18 protein-coding genes are annotated in these 17,853 nt (G+C 56.3%); 15 read left to right on the forward strand and 3 right to left on the reverse strand.

What is annotated here, in order from left to right; all coding sequences use genetic code 11:
* Positions 1 to 38: 38 nt before the first annotated feature.
* From WG31_RS03705 to WG31_RS03715, 3 genes are all read right to left on the reverse strand, one after another.
* A complete protein-coding gene (locus tag WG31_RS03705) occupies positions 39 to 1,004 on the reverse strand; it encodes an endonuclease/exonuclease/phosphatase family protein (protein ID WP_082823123.1) in 966 nt (321 codons plus the stop codon).
* The gene (locus tag WG31_RS03710; protein WP_006116364.1) at positions 937 to 1,623 is read right to left on the reverse strand and encodes a carbonic anhydrase; all 687 of its coding nucleotides are present in this window, start codon (positions 1,621 to 1,623) and stop codon (positions 937 to 939) included. The genes WG31_RS03705 and WG31_RS03710 overlap by 68 nt, the downstream gene beginning before the upstream one ends.
* Before the next feature lie 160 nt (positions 1,624 to 1,783).
* Positions 1,784 to 2,407, reverse strand: a complete 624-nt coding sequence (locus WG31_RS03715; protein WP_006116363.1) for a LabA-like NYN domain-containing protein — start codon at positions 2,405 to 2,407, stop codon at positions 1,784 to 1,786.
* Between the two features lie 157 nt (positions 2,408 to 2,564).
* Between WG31_RS03715 and folK the strand changes: the two genes are divergently transcribed.
* The 15 genes from folK to WG31_RS03790 all read left to right on the forward strand — a co-directional run bounded on the left by folK (position 2,565) and on the right by WG31_RS03790 (position 17,852).
* Positions 2,565 to 3,077: a 2-amino-4-hydroxy-6-hydroxymethyldihydropteridine diphosphokinase gene (gene folK / locus WG31_RS03720; protein WP_063353686.1), complete on the forward strand. Its 513-nt coding sequence runs from the start codon at positions 2,565 to 2,567 to the stop codon at positions 3,075 to 3,077.
* Positions 3,078 to 3,167: 90 nt separating this feature from the next.
* A complete protein-coding gene (gene rpoZ, locus WG31_RS03725; protein ID WP_003622533.1) occupies positions 3,168 to 3,539 on the forward strand; it encodes a DNA-directed RNA polymerase subunit omega in 372 nt (123 codons plus the stop codon).
* A 5-nt stretch (positions 3,540 to 3,544) separates the two neighbouring features.
* A complete protein-coding gene (locus WG31_RS03730; protein ID WP_150178349.1) occupies positions 3,545 to 5,914 on the forward strand; it encodes a RelA/SpoT family protein in 2,370 nt (789 codons plus the stop codon).
* The gene (acpS, locus tag WG31_RS03735) at positions 5,911 to 6,318 is read left to right on the forward strand and encodes a holo-ACP synthase (protein ID WP_006116360.1); all 408 of its coding nucleotides are present in this window, start codon (positions 5,911 to 5,913) and stop codon (positions 6,316 to 6,318) included. Before WG31_RS03730 ends, acpS begins: the two co-directional genes overlap by 4 nt.
* An 87-nt stretch (positions 6,319 to 6,405) precedes the next feature.
* The gene (lepB, locus tag WG31_RS03740; protein ID WP_006116359.1) at positions 6,406 to 7,212 is read left to right on the forward strand and encodes a signal peptidase I; all 807 of its coding nucleotides are present in this window, start codon (positions 6,406 to 6,408) and stop codon (positions 7,210 to 7,212) included.
* A gap of 14 nt (positions 7,213 to 7,226) precedes the next feature.
* Positions 7,227 to 7,943, forward strand: a complete 717-nt coding sequence (gene rnc, locus WG31_RS03745; RefSeq protein WP_035354288.1) for a ribonuclease III — start codon at positions 7,227 to 7,229, stop codon at positions 7,941 to 7,943.
* 6 nt (positions 7,944 to 7,949) lie between these two features.
* A complete protein-coding gene (gene era / locus WG31_RS03750) occupies positions 7,950 to 8,852 on the forward strand; it encodes a GTPase Era (RefSeq protein ID WP_063353687.1) in 903 nt (300 codons plus the stop codon).
* Between the two features lie 113 nt (positions 8,853 to 8,965).
* A complete protein-coding gene (pyrH, locus tag WG31_RS03755) occupies positions 8,966 to 9,703 on the forward strand; it encodes a UMP kinase (RefSeq protein ID WP_035354124.1) in 738 nt (245 codons plus the stop codon).
* Positions 9,704 to 9,850: 147 nt separating this feature from the next.
* Positions 9,851 to 10,372, forward strand: coding sequence for a ribosome recycling factor (frr, locus tag WG31_RS03760; RefSeq protein ID WP_044583078.1), 522 nt, complete (start codon positions 9,851 to 9,853; stop codon positions 10,370 to 10,372).
* A gap of 62 nt (positions 10,373 to 10,434) precedes the next feature.
* Complete coding sequence (uppS, locus tag WG31_RS03765) at positions 10,435 to 11,175, forward strand: polyprenyl diphosphate synthase (RefSeq protein ID WP_006116355.1); 741 nt, start codon at positions 10,435 to 10,437, stop codon at positions 11,173 to 11,175.
* Complete coding sequence (locus WG31_RS03770) at positions 11,172 to 12,008, forward strand: phosphatidate cytidylyltransferase (RefSeq protein WP_063353688.1); 837 nt, start codon at positions 11,172 to 11,174, stop codon at positions 12,006 to 12,008. The genes uppS and WG31_RS03770 overlap by 4 nt, the downstream gene beginning before the upstream one ends.
* Positions 12,009 to 12,083: 75 nt before the next feature.
* Positions 12,084 to 13,241: a 1-deoxy-D-xylulose-5-phosphate reductoisomerase gene (locus WG31_RS03775; RefSeq protein WP_063354865.1), complete on the forward strand. Its 1,158-nt coding sequence runs from the start codon at positions 12,084 to 12,086 to the stop codon at positions 13,239 to 13,241.
* 31 nt (positions 13,242 to 13,272) lie between these two features.
* On the forward strand, positions 13,273 to 14,385 hold the full coding sequence (rseP, locus tag WG31_RS03780; RefSeq protein WP_006116351.1) for an RIP metalloprotease RseP: 1,113 nt from the start codon (positions 13,273 to 13,275) through the stop codon (positions 14,383 to 14,385).
* Positions 14,386 to 14,470: 85 nt separating this feature from the next.
* Positions 14,471 to 16,975, forward strand: a complete 2,505-nt coding sequence (gene bamA, locus WG31_RS03785; protein WP_063353689.1) for an outer membrane protein assembly factor BamA — start codon at positions 14,471 to 14,473, stop codon at positions 16,973 to 16,975.
* Positions 16,976 to 16,979: 4 nt separating this feature from the next.
* Positions 16,980 to 17,852, forward strand: a complete 873-nt coding sequence (locus WG31_RS03790) for an OmpH family outer membrane protein (protein ID WP_063354866.1) — start codon at positions 16,980 to 16,982, stop codon at positions 17,850 to 17,852.
* Position 17,853: the final 1 nt, after the last annotated feature.

Genomic DNA, 17,853 nt, shown 5'->3' on the forward strand with positions numbered 1-17,853 from the left:
GCACCTTTGGGTGCGGCAGCTTTTTTTGTTTCGGGGCGCTATGGCTGCGGCTGCTCTTTGGCGGATGGCAGTTGCAGCGTGATGGAAACGGGGCAGTGGTCAGAGAGTGTTTGACCGGCTTCTTCTGCCAAAGGAGTTACACGTAGGGAGTTTGGTATTTTCCATGCCCGTGCGGCTCCGCCCAGAATAATATGATCTATAAAGTAGCTGCCGTTTTGGCAGGGGCTTGCTGTGCCTGCCGTTACCAGATCTAGCGGTGCAATGCGTAAAAGCGTGAGAAATAGCGGATCATGCACCGTAAGGTGGCGGTTGAAATCCCCCATAATGGCAAAGGCTTCATGATGTTGGGTGCGTGTGGCTACCCAATCATCCAGCACGGCAAATTGCTGCCAAAGGGTTGCGCAGGTGGGGCGTGTGGCATGGGGCAGATTATCCGGGCATCCGGCTTTAAGATGCACAATCAGAATACGCAGGGTTTGCCCGTTCTGGTGCAGCGTAATATCTAGCCCACTGCGTAAATGATGGTGGGTGACCGGAGCTGTTGCATAAGTATCCAGCGCTGTAACATCCGGGTTTTGCTCAAACGGAATATCCGCACGTACAGCCAGCGCCGTGTGTTGCAATACATGGTCTTGACTAATGGAGAGATGATAACGCGCCAATGGAAAAAGCTGCCCGGCACTGGCGGGGCTTTCTATTTCCTGCAAGGCCACAACATCGGCATGCAAATGGGTGGCATAGCTGGCAAGGCTGGAAATATCAGCAGGGGTGCGGTGGGGGATATCTGGCGGGGCCTGTGCATAGCCGGGGTGAGCCGGATCAAGCAGCCAGTCCAGATTCCATGTGCTGAGTTTAAGTGTATCTGCTGCGGTTGCCGAAGTAAAACACAGGCAACACGCAGCAATTACAAAACCACAAAAGAAAAGAGCAGAGCTTTTAGGCGGCTTTTTCTTCCATCTGTGTAATAACGGCTTTAATCGGCAGGCTTTTGCGTGTTTGTTCATCCAGCACCGTAATTTCACCGGAGCCGATATCATAAAACCACCCTTGCAGGAACAGTGTGCCCTTTGCCAGCCCAGCAGCTACTGCAGGGTGCGTGCGCAAATGGGCCAACTGCAACAGCACGTTTTGTTCTGCAACAGAACGCACGGTGGCGGGGCCAACATCTTCGCCCGTAAAGGTGTGCAGGGTGGCCGCACGGGCGGCTTCTGCATTGCGCAGCCATTTGCGCACGGTGGGCATTTTATCCAGCCCGTTTTTTTCTGGTTCCAGCAGGGCCTTCATGGCGCCGCAATCAGAATGGCCGCACACAATAATGGTAGAAACCCCAAGGCCCAGAACAGCGTATTCCACTGCGGAGGACACACCACCCAGCATTTCACCATATGCAGGTACAAGGTTGCCAATATTGCGCAAAATAAACAGATCACCCGGCCCTGTCTGGGTGATAAGGTTGGGGTTAATGCGGCTATCTGCGCATGCAATAAACAAAGCTTCCGGGGCTTGTCCTTTTGCCAGATTGGTAAACAGTTCTTTTTTGGCAGGAAAAATTTCGGTGTTGAAGTGCTCAACCCCACGCAGCAGGGAAAGAAGGCTGCTTCTGGCTTCAGAACATGAGGGCATATAAAAACTCCGGCAAATTATTATGTCGGTTCACCCTTGAAACAAAGGGCTTCAACAATGGTGACGGTTAAATAACGGCAAGACAACCTTAAGAGTTTTGCACGCAGATGAAAAAAAATGCCACCCTCTGTTGGAAGGTGGCATTTTGCGTGTTGCGCGCTTAGCTTAGCGGATCATCTTCATCCGGTTCGCTCATTTGGTCTGCCGGGTGGCGCACGGGTGGGGCATTGGTGCGCACGGGGCGGGGGTTTTCTGTCTGCCTGCGGGTAAAGTTGCCTGCCAGAGCGGAAAGCTCCAGAAACTGGTCTGCCTGCCGGCGCAAATCATCCCCAATCAACGGTGGGGTGGAGCGCATGGAGGATACAACAGAAACCCGTGTGCCCTGCCGCTGCACGGCCTCCACCACACGGCGGAAATCGGAATCACCGCTAAACAGAATGGCGTGGTCGATATGTGGGGCCATTTCCAGCATATCCACGGCAATTTCTATGTCCATATTGCCTTTTACGCGGCGCTTGCCGGTAGAATCGGTAAATTCCCGCGCGGGCTTGGTAACAAGAAAATACCCGTTATAGGAGAGCCAGTCTGTAAGTGGCTTAAGGGGGGAGTAATCTTCTGTGTCCAAAATGGCGGCATAATAATAAGCGCGGATAATATGCGTTTTGGCGGCAAAGAAATCCAACAGCTTTTTATAGTCCACATCAAAACCAAGACTACGGGATGTAGAATACAGGCTGGAGCCATCAATGAAAAGGCAGGTCTTTTCGGTTTTCTGAAGGTTCATAGTTGGTTTCCTCTAAATACTTTGGTGTGCTGTTTTGGGCGTTACTATTAAATGGTCTGGGGTCTTTTCGGTTTTGATAGAAAGAATGGTAAGATCATTTGGTAACTATATCCATAAAATGTGGCAGAATTAGCCGCTGCGGAACGGGTTTATAACGATGCCGGAAATGAATACCAGATCAGTGCTGATAGCGATAGGTGCGAATCTTCCGCATTTGCGCTTAAGCGCCCGCCAGACGTGTGAGCAAGCCGTGCAGGCCTTGAAAAATCTGCCCCAACTAGAAGTTGAAGCTGTTTCCCGCTGGTATGAAAGTGCGCCTGTGCCTCCATCTGGGCAACCTCCTTACGTTAATGGGGTTGTGCGTTGCCGCACCACGCTGGAGCCTCTGGCTCTGCTTGATGCGCTTCAGGGGGTGGAAACGCGGTTGGGGCGCGTGCGTTCCGTGCCAAATGCTGCGCGCACGCTTGATCTGGATATTATTTCCATAGACGCTCTGCAAATTAACACACCGCGCCTTACGTTGCCCCACCCCCGAGCGACCCAACGCGCTTTTGTGCTGTACCCCTTGCATGATGTGGCGCCAGAGTGGAAAGACCCCGTAACCGGCAAGGGGCTGGATGCCCTGCTGCAAGGTGTTGCGGGGCAGGAAATACAGCCCGTAAAAGAATAAACTCTTCCGTAGGCGGGGCGGATGCGGTAATATACTCTTTCTGTTCCTGTAAGCATCTATAAGCTGAAACTTGTCTGGAGGCTCTCCGCAATGGCCCGCGTCACCGTTGAAGACTGTGTGGAAAAGGTCCCGAACCGTTTTGAACTGGTGGTCTATGCCGCACAGCGCGCCCGCAATATCTCTCGCGGGGAAGAGCTGACAGTTGATCGGGATAACGATAAAAACCCCGTTGTCGCTCTGCGTGAAATTGCAGACGAAACCGTCTCTCTGCCCGCTCTGCGCAATGATCTGATCCGTTCTCAGGCCCGTGAACCCGAGCCCGAACCCGTGGAAGAAGAAGTGCAGGATCTGGTTCCGACCGAGCAGAACATCTTTGGCTTGCAGGAAGTTTCTGCAGAAGAAGAAGCCGCTGATGATGTGCGGGCTATTGAGGCTGCACTTACCGGTCGCGCACGTCGGTAATTCGGGTGGCGCATACGGGCGGCGATCATTCTCCTCCGGTTCCGGTTTCCGTTAAGGACTCGGGGGAGGGCGTGTTGCAGCCTGTTAAAACAGACGCTTCTGCAGAAAAAACTGCCACACCGGTTTCCGCGCCAGAAAATGGCGGGCGGGGTGAGCTGAACTGCGAGCGTCTGGTTAACCGGGTGCTGACTTACGCACCCAAGGCGGATGTAGAAAGTATCCGCCGTGCTTTTGCGGTAGCCAGCAAAGCGCACGAAAACCAGAAGCGCGATAATGGTGACCCGTACATAATTCACCCGCTTGCCGTGGCCATGATTCTGGCCCGCTTTCGGCTGGATGTGCAGTCTATCTGCACCGCTCTGCTGCATGATACCATAGAAGATACCGGCGTTACCTACGATACGCTTAAGGCGCAGTTCGGCCCCACAGTGGCGGATCTGGTAGATGGCGTAACTAAGCTGACACGGCTGGAACTGCAATCAGACCGCACCAAGCAGGCAGAAAATTTCCGCAAGCTTGTGCTGGCTATGTCCAAGGATATCCGTGTTCTGCTGGTCAAGCTGGCAGACCGGCTGCACAACATGCGCACCCTGCATTTTGTGGAGCGGCAGGATAGGCGGCAGCGTATTGCGCGTGAAACGCTGGATATCTATGCGCCGCTGGCCGAGCGCATTGGTATGGACCGCGTTAAGACAGAGTTGCAAAACCTGTCCTTTGCGCAGCTTGAACCAGAAGCTGATGCCACCATCCGTACGCGCCTGAACTACCTGCGCGGGCAGGGTGCGGATGTTATTGAAGAAGTGCGGCGCGAACTGCTGCGCCTGTGCCATGAAGCCGGGCTGAAGAACGTTCAGGTTTCGGGGCGCGAGAAATCTCCGTATTCCATTTGGGAAAAGATGCAGCGCCGCAATGTGGCGTTTGAGCAGCTTTCAGACATCATGGCTTTCCGTGTGATCGTAGACACGCGGGAGGATTGCTACATGGCGCTGGGTGCCGTGCATGCGGCCTACCCCATGATAGCCGGGCGGTTTAAGGATTATATCTCTACCCCCAAGGCCAACGGATACCAAAGCCTGCATACGGGGGTAACGCTCCGTTCCCCTCGCAACCAGAAAATTGAAGTGCAGATCCGCACGCAGGATATGCACGATGTGGCAGAAAACGGCGTGGCCGCGCACTGGGCCTATAAGGAAGGCACAGGCACGGAAGAAGGCGGCTATGGCGGCTTGCGTCGCCCGCGCTGGGTGCAAGATCTGCTGGAAATTCTGGAAGCTTCATCCGCCCCGGATGAGTTTTTGGAAAACACCAAGCTGGAGCTGTATCAGGATCAGGTTTTCTGCTTCACACCTAAAGGTCAGCTTATTTCTCTGCCACGTGGGGCCACTCCGGTAGATTTTGCCTACGCCGTGCACAGCCATGTGGGTGATACCTGCGTGGGCGCCAAGATCAACGGCCGCCTGATGCCCCTGCGGCATGAGCTGGAAAACGGTGATCAGGTCGAAATCATGACGGCCCGTGGCGGCGCGCCTTCTCCTTCGTGGGAAAGGTTTGTTGTTACCGGCAAGGCGCGTGCGCGCATCCGCCGTTATGTGGCGCAGCAGCAGCGTCAGGTCTCGCTGGATGGCGGGCGTGCCGCGTTGGCTAAAGCCTTCCGTCAGGAAGGTGTGGATGGGTCTGAAAAGATTCTGGAAACCACGCTCAAGCCGCTCAAACAAAGCTCGCTTACAGATCTGTATGTGGCTGTGGGCGCAGGTAATCTGCCCGCGCGGGATGTGGTGCATACAGCGTACCCCGAACTCAAGCGCGTGCAGCGTGTGCCGCGTATGCTTTCTGGCCTGCCCGGTGTGTTGGGTACGGCGGGGCCACGGGCGCGCGGGGCAGGTGGTTCTGGCCGTCGCTCCTCCAACGCTGCGGTGCCGCTGGTGGGGCTGGGTGCTGGTGTGGCTGTGCATTACGCCGCCTGCTGCCACCCTTTGCCGGGGGATAGAATTGTGGGCGTGGTGGCCACGGGCCGCGGTGTGACCATTCACACCCGCACCTGCCAGACGCTGGAAAGTTTTTCCGCAACCCCAGAACGCTTTTTGGATGTGGATTGGGATTACGATGCCATGGCCCGTTCTGGCGGGGCTGGGCAGATGCGGGTTGGCCGTATCAGCATTGTGGCGGAAAACGAGGCCGCTGTGCTGGCCAATATCACCAACTCCATTTCCAAATCTGATGCCGCGATGGTGAACCTTAAAATTGTGCATCGTCAGCTTGATTTCACGGAAATTCTTGTGGACGTGGAAGTGCGGGATCTGCGCCATCTCTCCTCGGTTATTGCCAGCCTGCGTGCTGCCCCGGGCATTACGCAGGCAGATAGGGTAAAATCATGACACTGATTTCCGCCGGGGTGGATCTGTGCGATATGCGCCGGATTGCTCAGGCTCTAGAACGGTTTGGAGATCGGTTTGCGCAGCGTGTGTTCACGCAGCAGGAGCGCGCAAAGGCGGAAAGCATATCCGGCCAGGCCCGTATAGGGTCTTATGCCAAACGCTGGGCTGCGAAAGAGGCCTGCGCAAAGGCATTGGGCACCGGCTTTGCGCAAGGGGTGGCGCATAGCCAGATAGGCGTGCAAAACCTGCCATCTGGCCAGCCAACATTGGTGCTCACCGGCGTGGCTGCGCAAAAACTGGCGCAGCTTATGCCCCCCGGCACAGTGCCCCATATTGTGCTGAGCATGACGGATGAGCCCCCATACGCGTTGGCGCAGGTGCTGATATCAGCCCGCAAGGCATGAACGCCTGCTTGACATCCAGCGCCCTGCGCGGCTTGATCCGCCGGATTTTTCTTTTTTACTGAACAGCAGGAACGGGCGAGATAACGCATGAGCACACCGGAACATCCTCCCACCACCGGGGCAGGTCAGCCCGCAAAGGGCGGAAATACCGTGCTGGACTCCCTGCGCACCATTATAACGGTGGTGCTGGTGGTAACTGTGGTGCGCACCTTCCTGTTTGAATCTTTTGTGATCCCATCAGGCTCCATGATCCCAACCTTACAGGTGGGGGATTACATCTGGGTGTCCAAGTTTAGCTATGGATATTCCAAATATTCCTTCCCGTTCTCTCCCAACCTGTTTGAGGGGCGTGTGTGGGGGGCAGAACCGCACCGGGGTGATGTGGCTGTGTTCCGCTACACCAAGGATACATCGGTTGATTACATCAAGCGCATTGTCGGCCTGCCGGGGGATCATATCCGCGTTACAAATGGCCATCTTATTCTAAACGGGCAGGAAGTGCCGTGCCTGAACCCCCATACCTACACCACGCGGGATGAAACGCAGGTGGATATGGAAGGCGAAGCCTGCACAGAGCAACTGCCCGGCAGCGCCAATGGCACGGTGGTCAAGCACGATATCCTTAAGCTGACGGATGAAGGCCCGCAGAACAACACGCCCGAATATGTTGTGCCGCCCGGTTACTTTTTTGCTATGGGTGATAACAGGGATGATAGCGCAGATAGCCGCTTTATGGGTGATGGCCCCAAGGATCTGGGCTTTGTGCCCATGGAAAATCTGGTCGGCCGGGCGCAGCGTATTTTCTTCTCGGTTCAGTCTTCTCACCCGTTCTGGCAGGTCTGGTACTGGCCAGTTGAAATTCGCTGGGCGCGCATTCTGCGGGGCGTATCGTGAGAAAACCAAGCAATATTTCCGATGCCGCACGCTTTCGGTTAGAAGAGCTGGAAGTGCGTCTGGGTTATCGCTTTGTTAATCCTGATCTGTTGCAGGAGGCACTGACGCATCGTTCTGCCGCGCACCAGAAAGCAGGCGGGCGTAAGCGCCAGAAGGCCAAGGGTGCTGGCTCTAATGAGCGGCTGGAATTTATAGGGGACCGTGTTCTGGGCTTGCTGATGGCGGAATGGCTGCTAGAGCGCTTTCCAAATGAGCAAGAAGGTGCTTTGGGGTCTCGGCTGGCGCATCTGGTCTCCCGCGTTTCCTTGGCGGAAATTGCGGATAGGCTGGATCTGCCGCAGTCTCTTACCGTGGCCGCGCATGAAGCCCGCGCAGGTGTGCAAACTGCCGCCAATGTGGTGGCCGATGCGCTGGAAGCCGTGCTGGGCGCGGTTTTTCTGGATGGCGGGCTGGAGCCTGCACGCCAGATGGTGCGGGATTGGTGGCGATCTGCGCTGGATGCACAGGCCCACCCGCCCAAAGACCCCAAAACAGCGTTGCAGGAATGGGTGCTTGGCCGCGGGCAAAGCCTGCCTGTGTATGAAACAATAGGGGCGGATGGCCCTTCTCACGCACCGCTGTTTGTGGTGCGCGTTACGGCAGGCGGCCTGTTTGGTGAAGGCCGGGCAGGCAGCAAACGTGCTGCGGAAAGTGCTGCCGCCGCTGATTTACTAGAAAAACTGGAGGGGTAGCCCAGCATGGCTGATGATACCACGCGCTGCGGTTTTGCTGCCCTTGTGGGGGCGCCAAACGCAGGCAAATCAACACTTCTTAACCGCATGGCGGGTGCCAAGTTATCCATCGTGTCACCCAAGGCGCAAACCACGCGTTTTCGGGTTCTGGGCATTCTTATGCGCGGGCACAGCCAGATTCTGCTGGTAGACACACCGGGAATTTTCCGCCCGCGCCGTAAGCTGGACCGCGCTATGGTGGCCGCAGCGTGGACGGGTGCAGAAGATGCAGACATCACACTGCTGCTGGTAGATGCCCGCAGCGGGCTGACAGAAGCCGTGCAGACCATTATTGAGCGTCTGGCAGAAACCAAGCGCAAGGTTTGGCTGGTGCTGAACAAGACCGATCTTGTGCCTGCCACGGCCCTGTTGCCGCTTACGGCGTCCATTACGGAAAAACTGCCGGTTGAGCACGTGTTCATGGTGAGCGCACGCACCGGCAATGGTGTGGAAGACCTGCTGGACACGCTGGCAGCAAGCCTGCCCGAAGGCCCGTACCTGTACCCAGAAGATGATCTGACAGATCTGCCAGACAGGCTTTTGGCTGCCGAACTGGTGCGTGAGCAGATTTTTATGCAAACGCATGAAGAAGTACCCTACAGCGCCACGGTGGAAACCGAAAGTTATAAGGAGCGGCCAGATGGATCTGTGCGTATAGATGCTACCATCTATGTGTCCCGCGCGGGGCATAAGGCTATTCTGATTGGCAATGGCGGGCAGAAAATCCGCCAGATTGGAGAACGCGCGCGCAAGCAGCTTTCCAGCCTGCTCGAACGCCCCTGCCACCTGTTTCTGAACGTAAAGGAACGCGGCGGATGGGATGAAGAGCGCGCCCGCCTACGCGCCATTGGTCTGGACGACGTGCCATAAACTACCGCATGGGCGCTTGTGGCCGTGCGCCATGAAGGATAAGAGGGGGCGATCTCGCCGTATCTGCATACGGTGTGGGATCTGTGTGGGACTTTCTGCAAGATCGAGGGCCAATGACTGCTTCTGTAGGCGAAAAGCCAAGCCGTAAACGCGTGTTGCTCAAGGTATCGGGGGAAGCCCTGATGGGCAATGGCGCCTTCGGAGTGGATCAGCAGACGGTAGAACGCATTGCCCATGATATTGGTCAAGTCGTGCGTTCTGGCACAGAAGTGTGCCTTGTTGTGGGGGGTGGCAACATCTTCCGCGGGCTGGCCGCCGCCGCCAAGGGCATGGACCGTGCGCAGGGTGATTACGCCGGTATGCTGGCCACTGTTATTAACGCGCTGCTGCTGCAAAACGCGCTAGAGCGCGAGCAGATTGCAACGCGGGTAATGTCCGCCATCCATATGTCTTCCATTGCGGAGCCATATATCCGCCGCCGCGCCGTGCGGCACATGGAAAAAGGGCGTGTGGTTATTTTTGCTGCGGGCACAGGCAACCCGTTCTTTACCACGGATACAGCCGCTGCCCTGCGCGCCGCGGAAATGGAATGCGACATGCTGCTGAAAGGCACGCAGGTAGATGGCGTTTATTCCGCAGACCCCAAAAAAGACCCCACCGCCAAGCGTTATGAAGAGCTGACATACATGGACGTGCTGGCCAACCAGCTAAACGTGATGGATGCCGCCGCCATTAGCCTTGCGCGTGAAAACCGTCTGCCTATCATTGTTTTCAATATTGGCGAGGAAGGGGCCTTCCCGCGTGTGATGCGCAATGAAGGGCCTTTCACACGGATTATCGAAGCCGCCTGAAAAGCGCCGCATCATTTTGGCACCCTGTGTCGCCAGAATGACCGACAAACTGAACGGGGCATGTAAGGCCATGCCCTGCTGTAGGATGCAACGGGAGAAAACACCGTGTCTGACTTGAATGCTCTGCTGGATGACCTGAAGCGCCGTATGGATGGCGCGCTGGATAGCCTGCGCCGTGATTTTTCTGGCCTGCGCTCTGGCCGCGCCAGCCCGGCTTTGCTGGAACCTGTGCGGGTGGAAGCTTATGGTGGTGAAGTGCCGCTCACACAGGTTGGCTCCATTGCCGTGCCAGAAGCACGTATGATTACCGTGCAGGTGTGGGATCGCGCACTGGCTGGCGCTGTAGAACGCGCTATCCGTGATTCCGGCCTGGGCCTGAACCCGGCGGGGGAAGGGCAGACCATCCGCGTGCCCATTCCGCAGCTTACAGAAGAACGCCGTAACGAGCTGGCAAAAGCTGCCGCCCGTTATGCAGAAGGCGGCAAGGTGGCTGTGCGTGGCGTGCGCCGTGATGGCATGGACAAAGCCAAGGGTTTCGAAAAGAAAGGTGAAATCAGCCAGGACGATGTTAAAACCTGGTCTGACGCCATTCAGAAACTGACAGACCAGTACGTGAAAAAAATTGATGATATGCTGGCCGATAAAGACAAGGAAATCAAACAGGTCTGAGGCAGTATTGGGGCTTCTTCGGATGTGTTTGTGCACGTTAATGGGGTGGAACCCTGCCTGTTATGTCCACGCGGCTAGCTGATAAAAAACCGGCAATTCCAACCCATGTTGCTGTCATCATGGATGGAAACGGGCGCTGGGCGCGCGAACGCGGTCTGCCGCGCCTTGCCGGGCACAGGGCAGGGGCAGAAGCCGTGGCCCGTTGCGTGCGCGCAGCCATGCAGCGTGGTGTGGCGTATTTAACGCTGTACGCATTTTCATCAGAAAACTGGGCACGGGGGCAGGAGGAGGTTTCAGACCTCACCGGTCTTTTGCGGTATTACCTGCGCCACAAGGTGCGTGAACTGCATAAGGAAGGCGTGCGCCTGCGCTTTATTGGTGATCTGGCCCGCTTTGATGACAGCTTGCGAGAGGAGCTGGCACAGGCCGAATCCTTAACTCGCGGCAATAGCAAGCTTACGCTTATTCTGGCGCTTTCTTATGGTGGGCGGCTGGATATTGTGCAGGCGGCGCAGCGTTTGGCGCAGGAGGTCAAGGATGGCCGCATTGCGCCAGAGCAGATTACAGAAAGCGTATTCAGCAACTTTTTATGGACCAGCGGCGTGCCAGACCCCGATGTGGTGGTGCGCACCAGTGGCGAATGTCGGCTTTCCAACTTTCTGCTGTGGCAGAGCGCGTATGCTGAGCTGGTGTTTCTGAACGTGTTCTGGCCCGATTTTAACGAACGACATTTTGCTATGGTGCTAGACCAATACGCCCAGCGAGAACGGCGTTTTGGCGCACGCCCTCAAGGCCCGGCATGAGCACAAACGCGCAGGATACCTCAGCATGGCGTGATCTGCGCCCGCGGCTTATGTCTGCCGCTGTGCTGGTGGCTGTGGCCGGTACGTGCATTGGTTTGGGTGGCTTGGCGTATGATGCCCTTATTCTGGGCATGATGGGCGGCATGGCGGTAGAGGCCGCAGCCTTGTTTGGGCTTTCCATTAAAAGCTGGCGCGGCGTGCTGTATATGCTGTGGGCTATTTGTGCCGGGCTTTCTGCGGCTACCGGGCATTGGGCTTATTTTATTGTTTTTTGCCTCAGCTCTCTGGTGTTTGGTGCTCCGCTTTGCGCCATTATGTGCGTGATTATTCTGGCAGGCACGGCGCTGCTATGGTTACGGCAGGCCAGCTTCTGGCCCGTTCTGTTTGTGATTGCCGTTGTGGTGGCCAGCGATAGTTCGGCCTATGTGGCGGGGCGCATTTTTGGCGGCCCCAAGCTGGCACCGCGTATCTCTCCGGGTAAAACGCGCTCCGGTGCTGTTGGCGGCTTGGTGGGCGCTGTGGCAACCGGCGGTATTGTTGCCACACTTTCCGGCTTAGGTGGCATGGGTTCCGCACTGGTATGGGGGGGTATCTTGGGTATTTCCGCTCAAGCAGGAGATCTGGCCGAAAGCGCAATGAAGCGCGCCTTGGGCGTAAAGGATTCGGGTAAGCTGCTGCCGGGGCATGGTGGCCTGCTGGATCGGTTTGATGGGTTGGTGGTGGCTGCACCTGTGGCGGCACTGGTTTCTGTATGTGCGGGGGCTTCCATGCCATTTTGGGCAGCAGGCGCACGCACCATTTTAAGGGCTCTGGCAGGCCATCTGCCGGGGTAGGGCCAATGGGTGGTGTGGCTGCCTGTTGGGCGGCCTGCCGCCGTTTGTATTTTCAGGTTTGGAAAGACGTTAAGCATGAGAACCGTAACCGTTCTGGGCAGCACTGGCAGCATTGGCTGTTCAACCGTAGATCTGCTGGAGCAGGCGCGAGACCAGTTTCGGGTGCGGGCGCTTGTGGGGGGCAAAAATGCTGCCAAACTGGCAGAGCAGGCCCGTAGCCTACAGGCGGAACTGGCTGTTCTGGCTGATGAAAGCGCGTTTGAAGAACTGAAGACCCTGCTGGCAGGCAGCGGCATAAAAGTTGCCTGTGGCCGTCAGGCGGTGATTGATGCCGCAGCCCTTCCGGCAGATTGGACAATGGCCGCCATTACAGGCGCTGCGGGGCTGGAACCCACGCTGGCTGCCGTTAAAAACGGCAAAAGCATTGCACTGGCCAACAAGGAAGCTTTGGTGTGCGCCGGTGATGTGATGCTGCGTGCCGTAAAGGAAGCAGGCGCGACACTGCTGCCTGTGGATTCTGAGCACAATGCTGTTTTTCAGGCCATGGCTGATCGGCAGATCGATCAGGTTGAAAAAATTATTCTCACGGCTTCTGGTGGCCCGTTCCGCACCTCCACGTTGGAAGAAATGCGTGTAGCCACCCGTGCGCAGGCGCTTAAGCACCCAACATGGAGCATGGGGGCCAAAATCAGCATCGATTCTGCCAGCATGTTCAACAAGGGGCTGGAAGTTATTGAAGCCGCCCGTATCTTCAATCTGCCGGAAGACAAAATTGATGTGTTGGTGCATCCGCAATCTGTGGTGCACGGCATGGTGCAGTACACAGATGGCAGCCTGATTGCCCAGATGGGTTCTGCTGATATGCGTATCCCCATCGCACACACGCTGGCTTGGCCGCAGCGTATGGCCACGACGTCTCCCCAGTTGGATCTGGCGGCTTTTGGTAAGCTGGAATTTTATGCGCCGGATGAAGTGCGCTTTCCAGCACTCCGCCTTGCGCGTGAGGCACTGCGTAAGGGTGGGGCCGCACCTGCCATCCTTTCCGCGGCTAACGAAATTGCGGTTGATGCCTTTCTGCACGAACAGATCGGCTTTTTGGATATTTCCCGCATTGTGGAAGAAGTTATGGTGGCGCTTGGCGCACCGCCAGCAGATACGCTGGACGCCGTGCTGCATTGGGATGCTGAGGCACGCCGTGCCGCGCAGCGCCTGATTCCCGTTCACGCGGCTTGAGAAAACGCAGCCCCCAGCCGATATCGGAAGAATGATGATACACGATTACCTGCGTACACTGCTTTCCTTCGTTTTCGTGCTGGGTGTGTTGGTGAGCTTTCACGAACTTGGCCACTATCTGGCGGCCAAGTGGCGTGGCGTGCATGTTGAGGTGTTCTCGCTTGGGTTTGGCCCAGCCCTGTTCCGCTGGCGCGATAAATCCGGCACGGAATGGCGTATCTGCCCCATTCCTTTGGGTGGTTACGTGCGCCCCCACGGGTTTGAAGACCCCGAAGACGCGACCCCAGAGCAAAAAGCTGCGTGGATAAAGGGCCGTACCTTTCACGATAAATCGGTTTTTTCCCGCGCTATTGTTATTCTGGCAGGCCCGATTTTTAACTTCATTTTGGCCTTTGTGCTGTTTGCTGTGCTGTTTGCCACAACAGGCCAGCCGCATGTGCGCGATCAGATTGCAACCGTTATGCCAAATGGCGCAGCGGCTGTGGCTGGTGTGCAACAGGGCGATGTCATTCAGCGTATCGGCAGCCATGATGTTACCGGCGTGGAAGATATTCAGGCCTCCATTTCCACGCAGGCTGGGGCACAAACCACGCTCACCGTAAAACGTGGCGAACAGAGCGTGACGTTGCCCATTACCATCGGCAAGGCCCCGGATTCGACTCCTCAAAAGCCGCATGGTCAGCTTGGTATTATTTTTGCCACGGAAGTTGGTAAGCCACTGCCATTTCCGCAGGCTGTGGTGGCGGGCGTAAAAGCCACATGGAACGCCAGCGTGCAAACGCTGGATGGCGTGTGGCAGATTCTAACCGGCCAGCATACAGCCAAAGATTTGGGCGGTCCGCTCAAGATTGCGCAACTTTCCGGGCAGGTGGCGCAGTATGGGTTTGCCAGCCTGTTGTCCTTTATGGCGCTGCTCTCTGTTAACCTTGGGCTGATTAATCTCTTCCCCGTGCCGCTTCTTGATGGTGGACGTCTGGTTTTTTATGCCATAGAGGCAATAAGAGGCCGCCCGGTTTCCAAGCGGGTGCAAGAGATCAGTTTTCAGGTTGGTTTTGCATTGCTTGCGGGCCTGTTCCTGTTCTCCACGTTCAATGACCTTTCAGGTTTTGGCCTGTTCAGGTGGATTGCTTCGCTTGTAGGATGAATGACGGCGGGAACAGGAAGGGAAGTGCTTGCGTGACAGGGGTGATTTCGGATACCTCCCGTTGCGGGCGGAATGAGAACGGAAGATGGGCTTTCGTACGAAAAGCGACCCGGATGGAAGGAAGCAGATCTTGACGGGTAAGCGTTCAGCCCTGTTCGTTTCTGTCTGTGTGCTACCTTTTGTGATGGTGGATGGCAGACAGGCATCCGCCGCATCAACAGAAGGTACAAGTGCCGCCGCACCTGCTGCGGTGGTGGCGCCATCCCGCGCCATACATGCGCGCACGCCGCGCCTTTCCGAATCCACATCATCTGTTGCGCCTACGGGCGGATATATTGAAGATATCCGGGTATCGGGTAACACCCGTATCGAAACCAACACCGTGCTGTCCTATATGGTTGCGCGTGTGGGGGACCCGTTCAGTCAGGATGATCTGGATCGTTCGCTCAAAACTCTTTACGCCACCGGCCTGTTCAAGGATGTTACGCTGCGCCGTGATGGCAACATCCTGCTGGTGCGCCTGAAGGAAAACCCCATCGTCAACCGTATCGTGTTCGAGGGGAACCACGCCGCTAAGGATGAAGACCTGCGAAAGGTGCTGGCTTTGCGCCCGCGTGCGGTGTTCTCGGCCGAAACCACGGCGGATGATCGGCAGCGTATTCTGGAAGTGTACGCCCAGAAGGCCCGCTTTGCTGCGGTGGTAACGCCACAGATTATCAAGCTGGCGCATAACCGTGTGGATGTGGTTTTCCAGATTAACGAAGGGCCGCAGACACTTATCAGCAAGATTGCGTTTGTAGGCAACAAGGCGTACAGCGAATCCAGTCTGGCAGGCGTTGTTTCTTCTAAGGAAACAGCTTGGTACCACTTCCTGTCCTCATCCGATGAGTACAACCCCGAACGTATTAAATACGATGCGGAATTGCTGCGCCGGTTTTACCTGCGCAACGGGTTTGTGGATTTTCAGATCAAGGACGTAAAAGGCGAGCTCTCGCCGGATCGGAAGTCTTTCTACGTCACCTTCACGATGGATGAAGGTGTGCGTTACCGTTTGGGTAAGGTGGATATCCGCTCCAGCCTGCGCCATGTGCCAGCTAAATCTTTGCGTAAGTATGTCGAGCTGTTCCCGCATCAGTGGTACGATGGCAAGGCCGTGCAGGATAACGCTACGGATATGGAGGAAATCCTCCAGGCCGAAGGGCATCCGTTTGCACAAGTACGCCCCACCATTGCCCGTAATCCGGAAAAGCGGATAGTCAACCTGCTGTTTGATGTGAGCGAAGGCCCACGCCATTACGTTGAGCGTATTGATGTGAACGGCAACACCATCACGCAGGATAATGTGGTTCGCCGTCAGTTGCCGTTTGCTGAGGGTGACCCCTACACCACCAGCTACAAGAAATACGCCAAGGAAGCTGTGCAGGATCTGGGCTTCTTTAAGAGCGTAGATGTTTCCACCGCTCAGGGTTCTACGCCTGATCGCACCAACGTTGCGGTGAACGTGGTGGAAAAACCCACCGGGGAATTCTCGCTTGGTGGCGGTTACTCAACCGACGTGGGTGTGATCGGTAACGTTGGGCTAAAACAGCATAACCTGCTGGGCACCGGGGTTGATGCCGGGTTCTCTGGCACCGTTTCGCAGTGGCAAAAACAGGCGGATATCTCCATCACCAACCCTGCATTTATGGGGCGCAACCTTGTTGCTGGTGCGGATATCTTCTTTGTTGAAAACAACTACCAGACCTATCAGAACTATTCTGAAGGGCGCTACGGTATCACCCTGCGTATGGGGTATTCGTACAACCGCTATCTGTCCCAATCATGGAACTACAGCCTGATCCGCCGTTGGGTGGGTGATACATGGGATCAGTCCTCCTACTACGTGTTGGATCAGAAGGGTAAGTCTTTGCTCTCGCAGCTGAGCACCACCCTTATGTATGATACGCGTGATAACCGCATGGCGCCGCATAGTGGGTACTATGTGTCTGTTGGCGGTGACTTTGCCGGTATTGGTGGCGATGAAAAATACGTCCGCGGTAAGGTTAACGGGGCGTACTATGTGCCGTTGGATGATATTACCAACAGCCATAGCTGGACATTCATGGTGCGCGGTGGCGCCGGGTACATGGCTGACTGGGGTAATGGCCGCCACGATATTATTGATAACTTCTATCTGGGTGGTAACAACCTGCGCGGCTTCTTGGATGGTGGTGCAGGCCCGCGTAGTGTGGGTATCCTCAACCATTCGTCCGAAGATTTGTTGGGTGGGCGCTTTATGTATAACGCTTCTGCCCAGCTTAACTTCCCTATTCCGTTCCTGTCTGACATGGGTATTGGCGGGCGTGCGTTTGTGGATACAGGGAGTGTCGCTGGTTTGCGTGTGAAGCGCCTTTATACAAGCAAGGCGAATGATGGTATCTATTACACGCCTGTCAGCGGTGATACATTGCGCCCACGTGTAAGTGCTGGTGCTGGTTTTTCATGGAAAAGTCCGTTTGGTTTGCTGAACATCGATCTGGGTGTGCCAGTTATGCGGAGCCATAATGACCGCACGCAGCTCCTTCGCTTTGGCTTCGGCCAGCAATTCTGAGGTAATGATGCGTTTTTCCACCAGAACTGCCCTGCTGGGGGCTGTTGTCCTGTCTTTTTCTTCGGCTCTTGTGCCTTGTGCACAGGCGCAGAATGGGGGCGGGTGGTTTGTGCCCAAAACCCAGCAGCCTGCTGCACAGGCTCCGGCACAGCATCCGGCTGCGGCCCGTCGCGCTCCCGCTCCGGTGCAGTTGCCCGCACCGCCAGCAGATAGCCAGGAAGCAGATCAGGCTCCGCCCGTACTGCCGTTGCCGCCTATTCCATCTGCGCCAGAAGTTGCCAAGGAAGCTCCGCCGCCCACAACAGTTATTGGCGTAATTAGCGTTGGCGGCGTTATGCGTCAGTCTTCCGCAGCCATGCAGGTTGAACGTACTTTGGGTGGCCGCCGAGATGAACTGGCGCAGGATCTCCAGAAGGAACAGGCTGGCTGGCGTGATGAACAGCAGAAACTTCAGGCGCAGGCCAAGTCTCTGACATCCGAGCAGATTCAGACGCGTGAACGCAGCTTGCAAGCCCGCGTGATGAAAGCGCAGCGCGATTTCCGTAACCGCAACCGCATCATTCAGGAAGCAGCACAGGTTTCCTTGGGCCAGATTGAACGTGAGCTGGTGCAGGTTATCCAGAAAGTGGCTGCCGCACATGGCATGAACCTTGTGCTGCATAGCGAACAGGTGGCCCTGCATGTTGATGGGCAGGATATCACCAACGAAGTAGCCGTGCAGCTAAACAAGATTCTGCCGTCTGTATTCATTCCAGAAGCTAATGTAGACCCCGAAGAACTGGCTAAATCTGGCAAAATGCCGACAACGGCAGATGCAGATCAAGGCCCGCGCACAGGTCCGGCTCCAGTAGTGGCACCGGCAGCCGGGCAGCAGTAAT

The sequence above is a fragment of the Acetobacter oryzifermentans genome, assembly GCF_001628715.1.
Taxonomy (GTDB): domain Bacteria; phylum Pseudomonadota; class Alphaproteobacteria; order Acetobacterales; family Acetobacteraceae; genus Acetobacter; species Acetobacter oryzifermentans.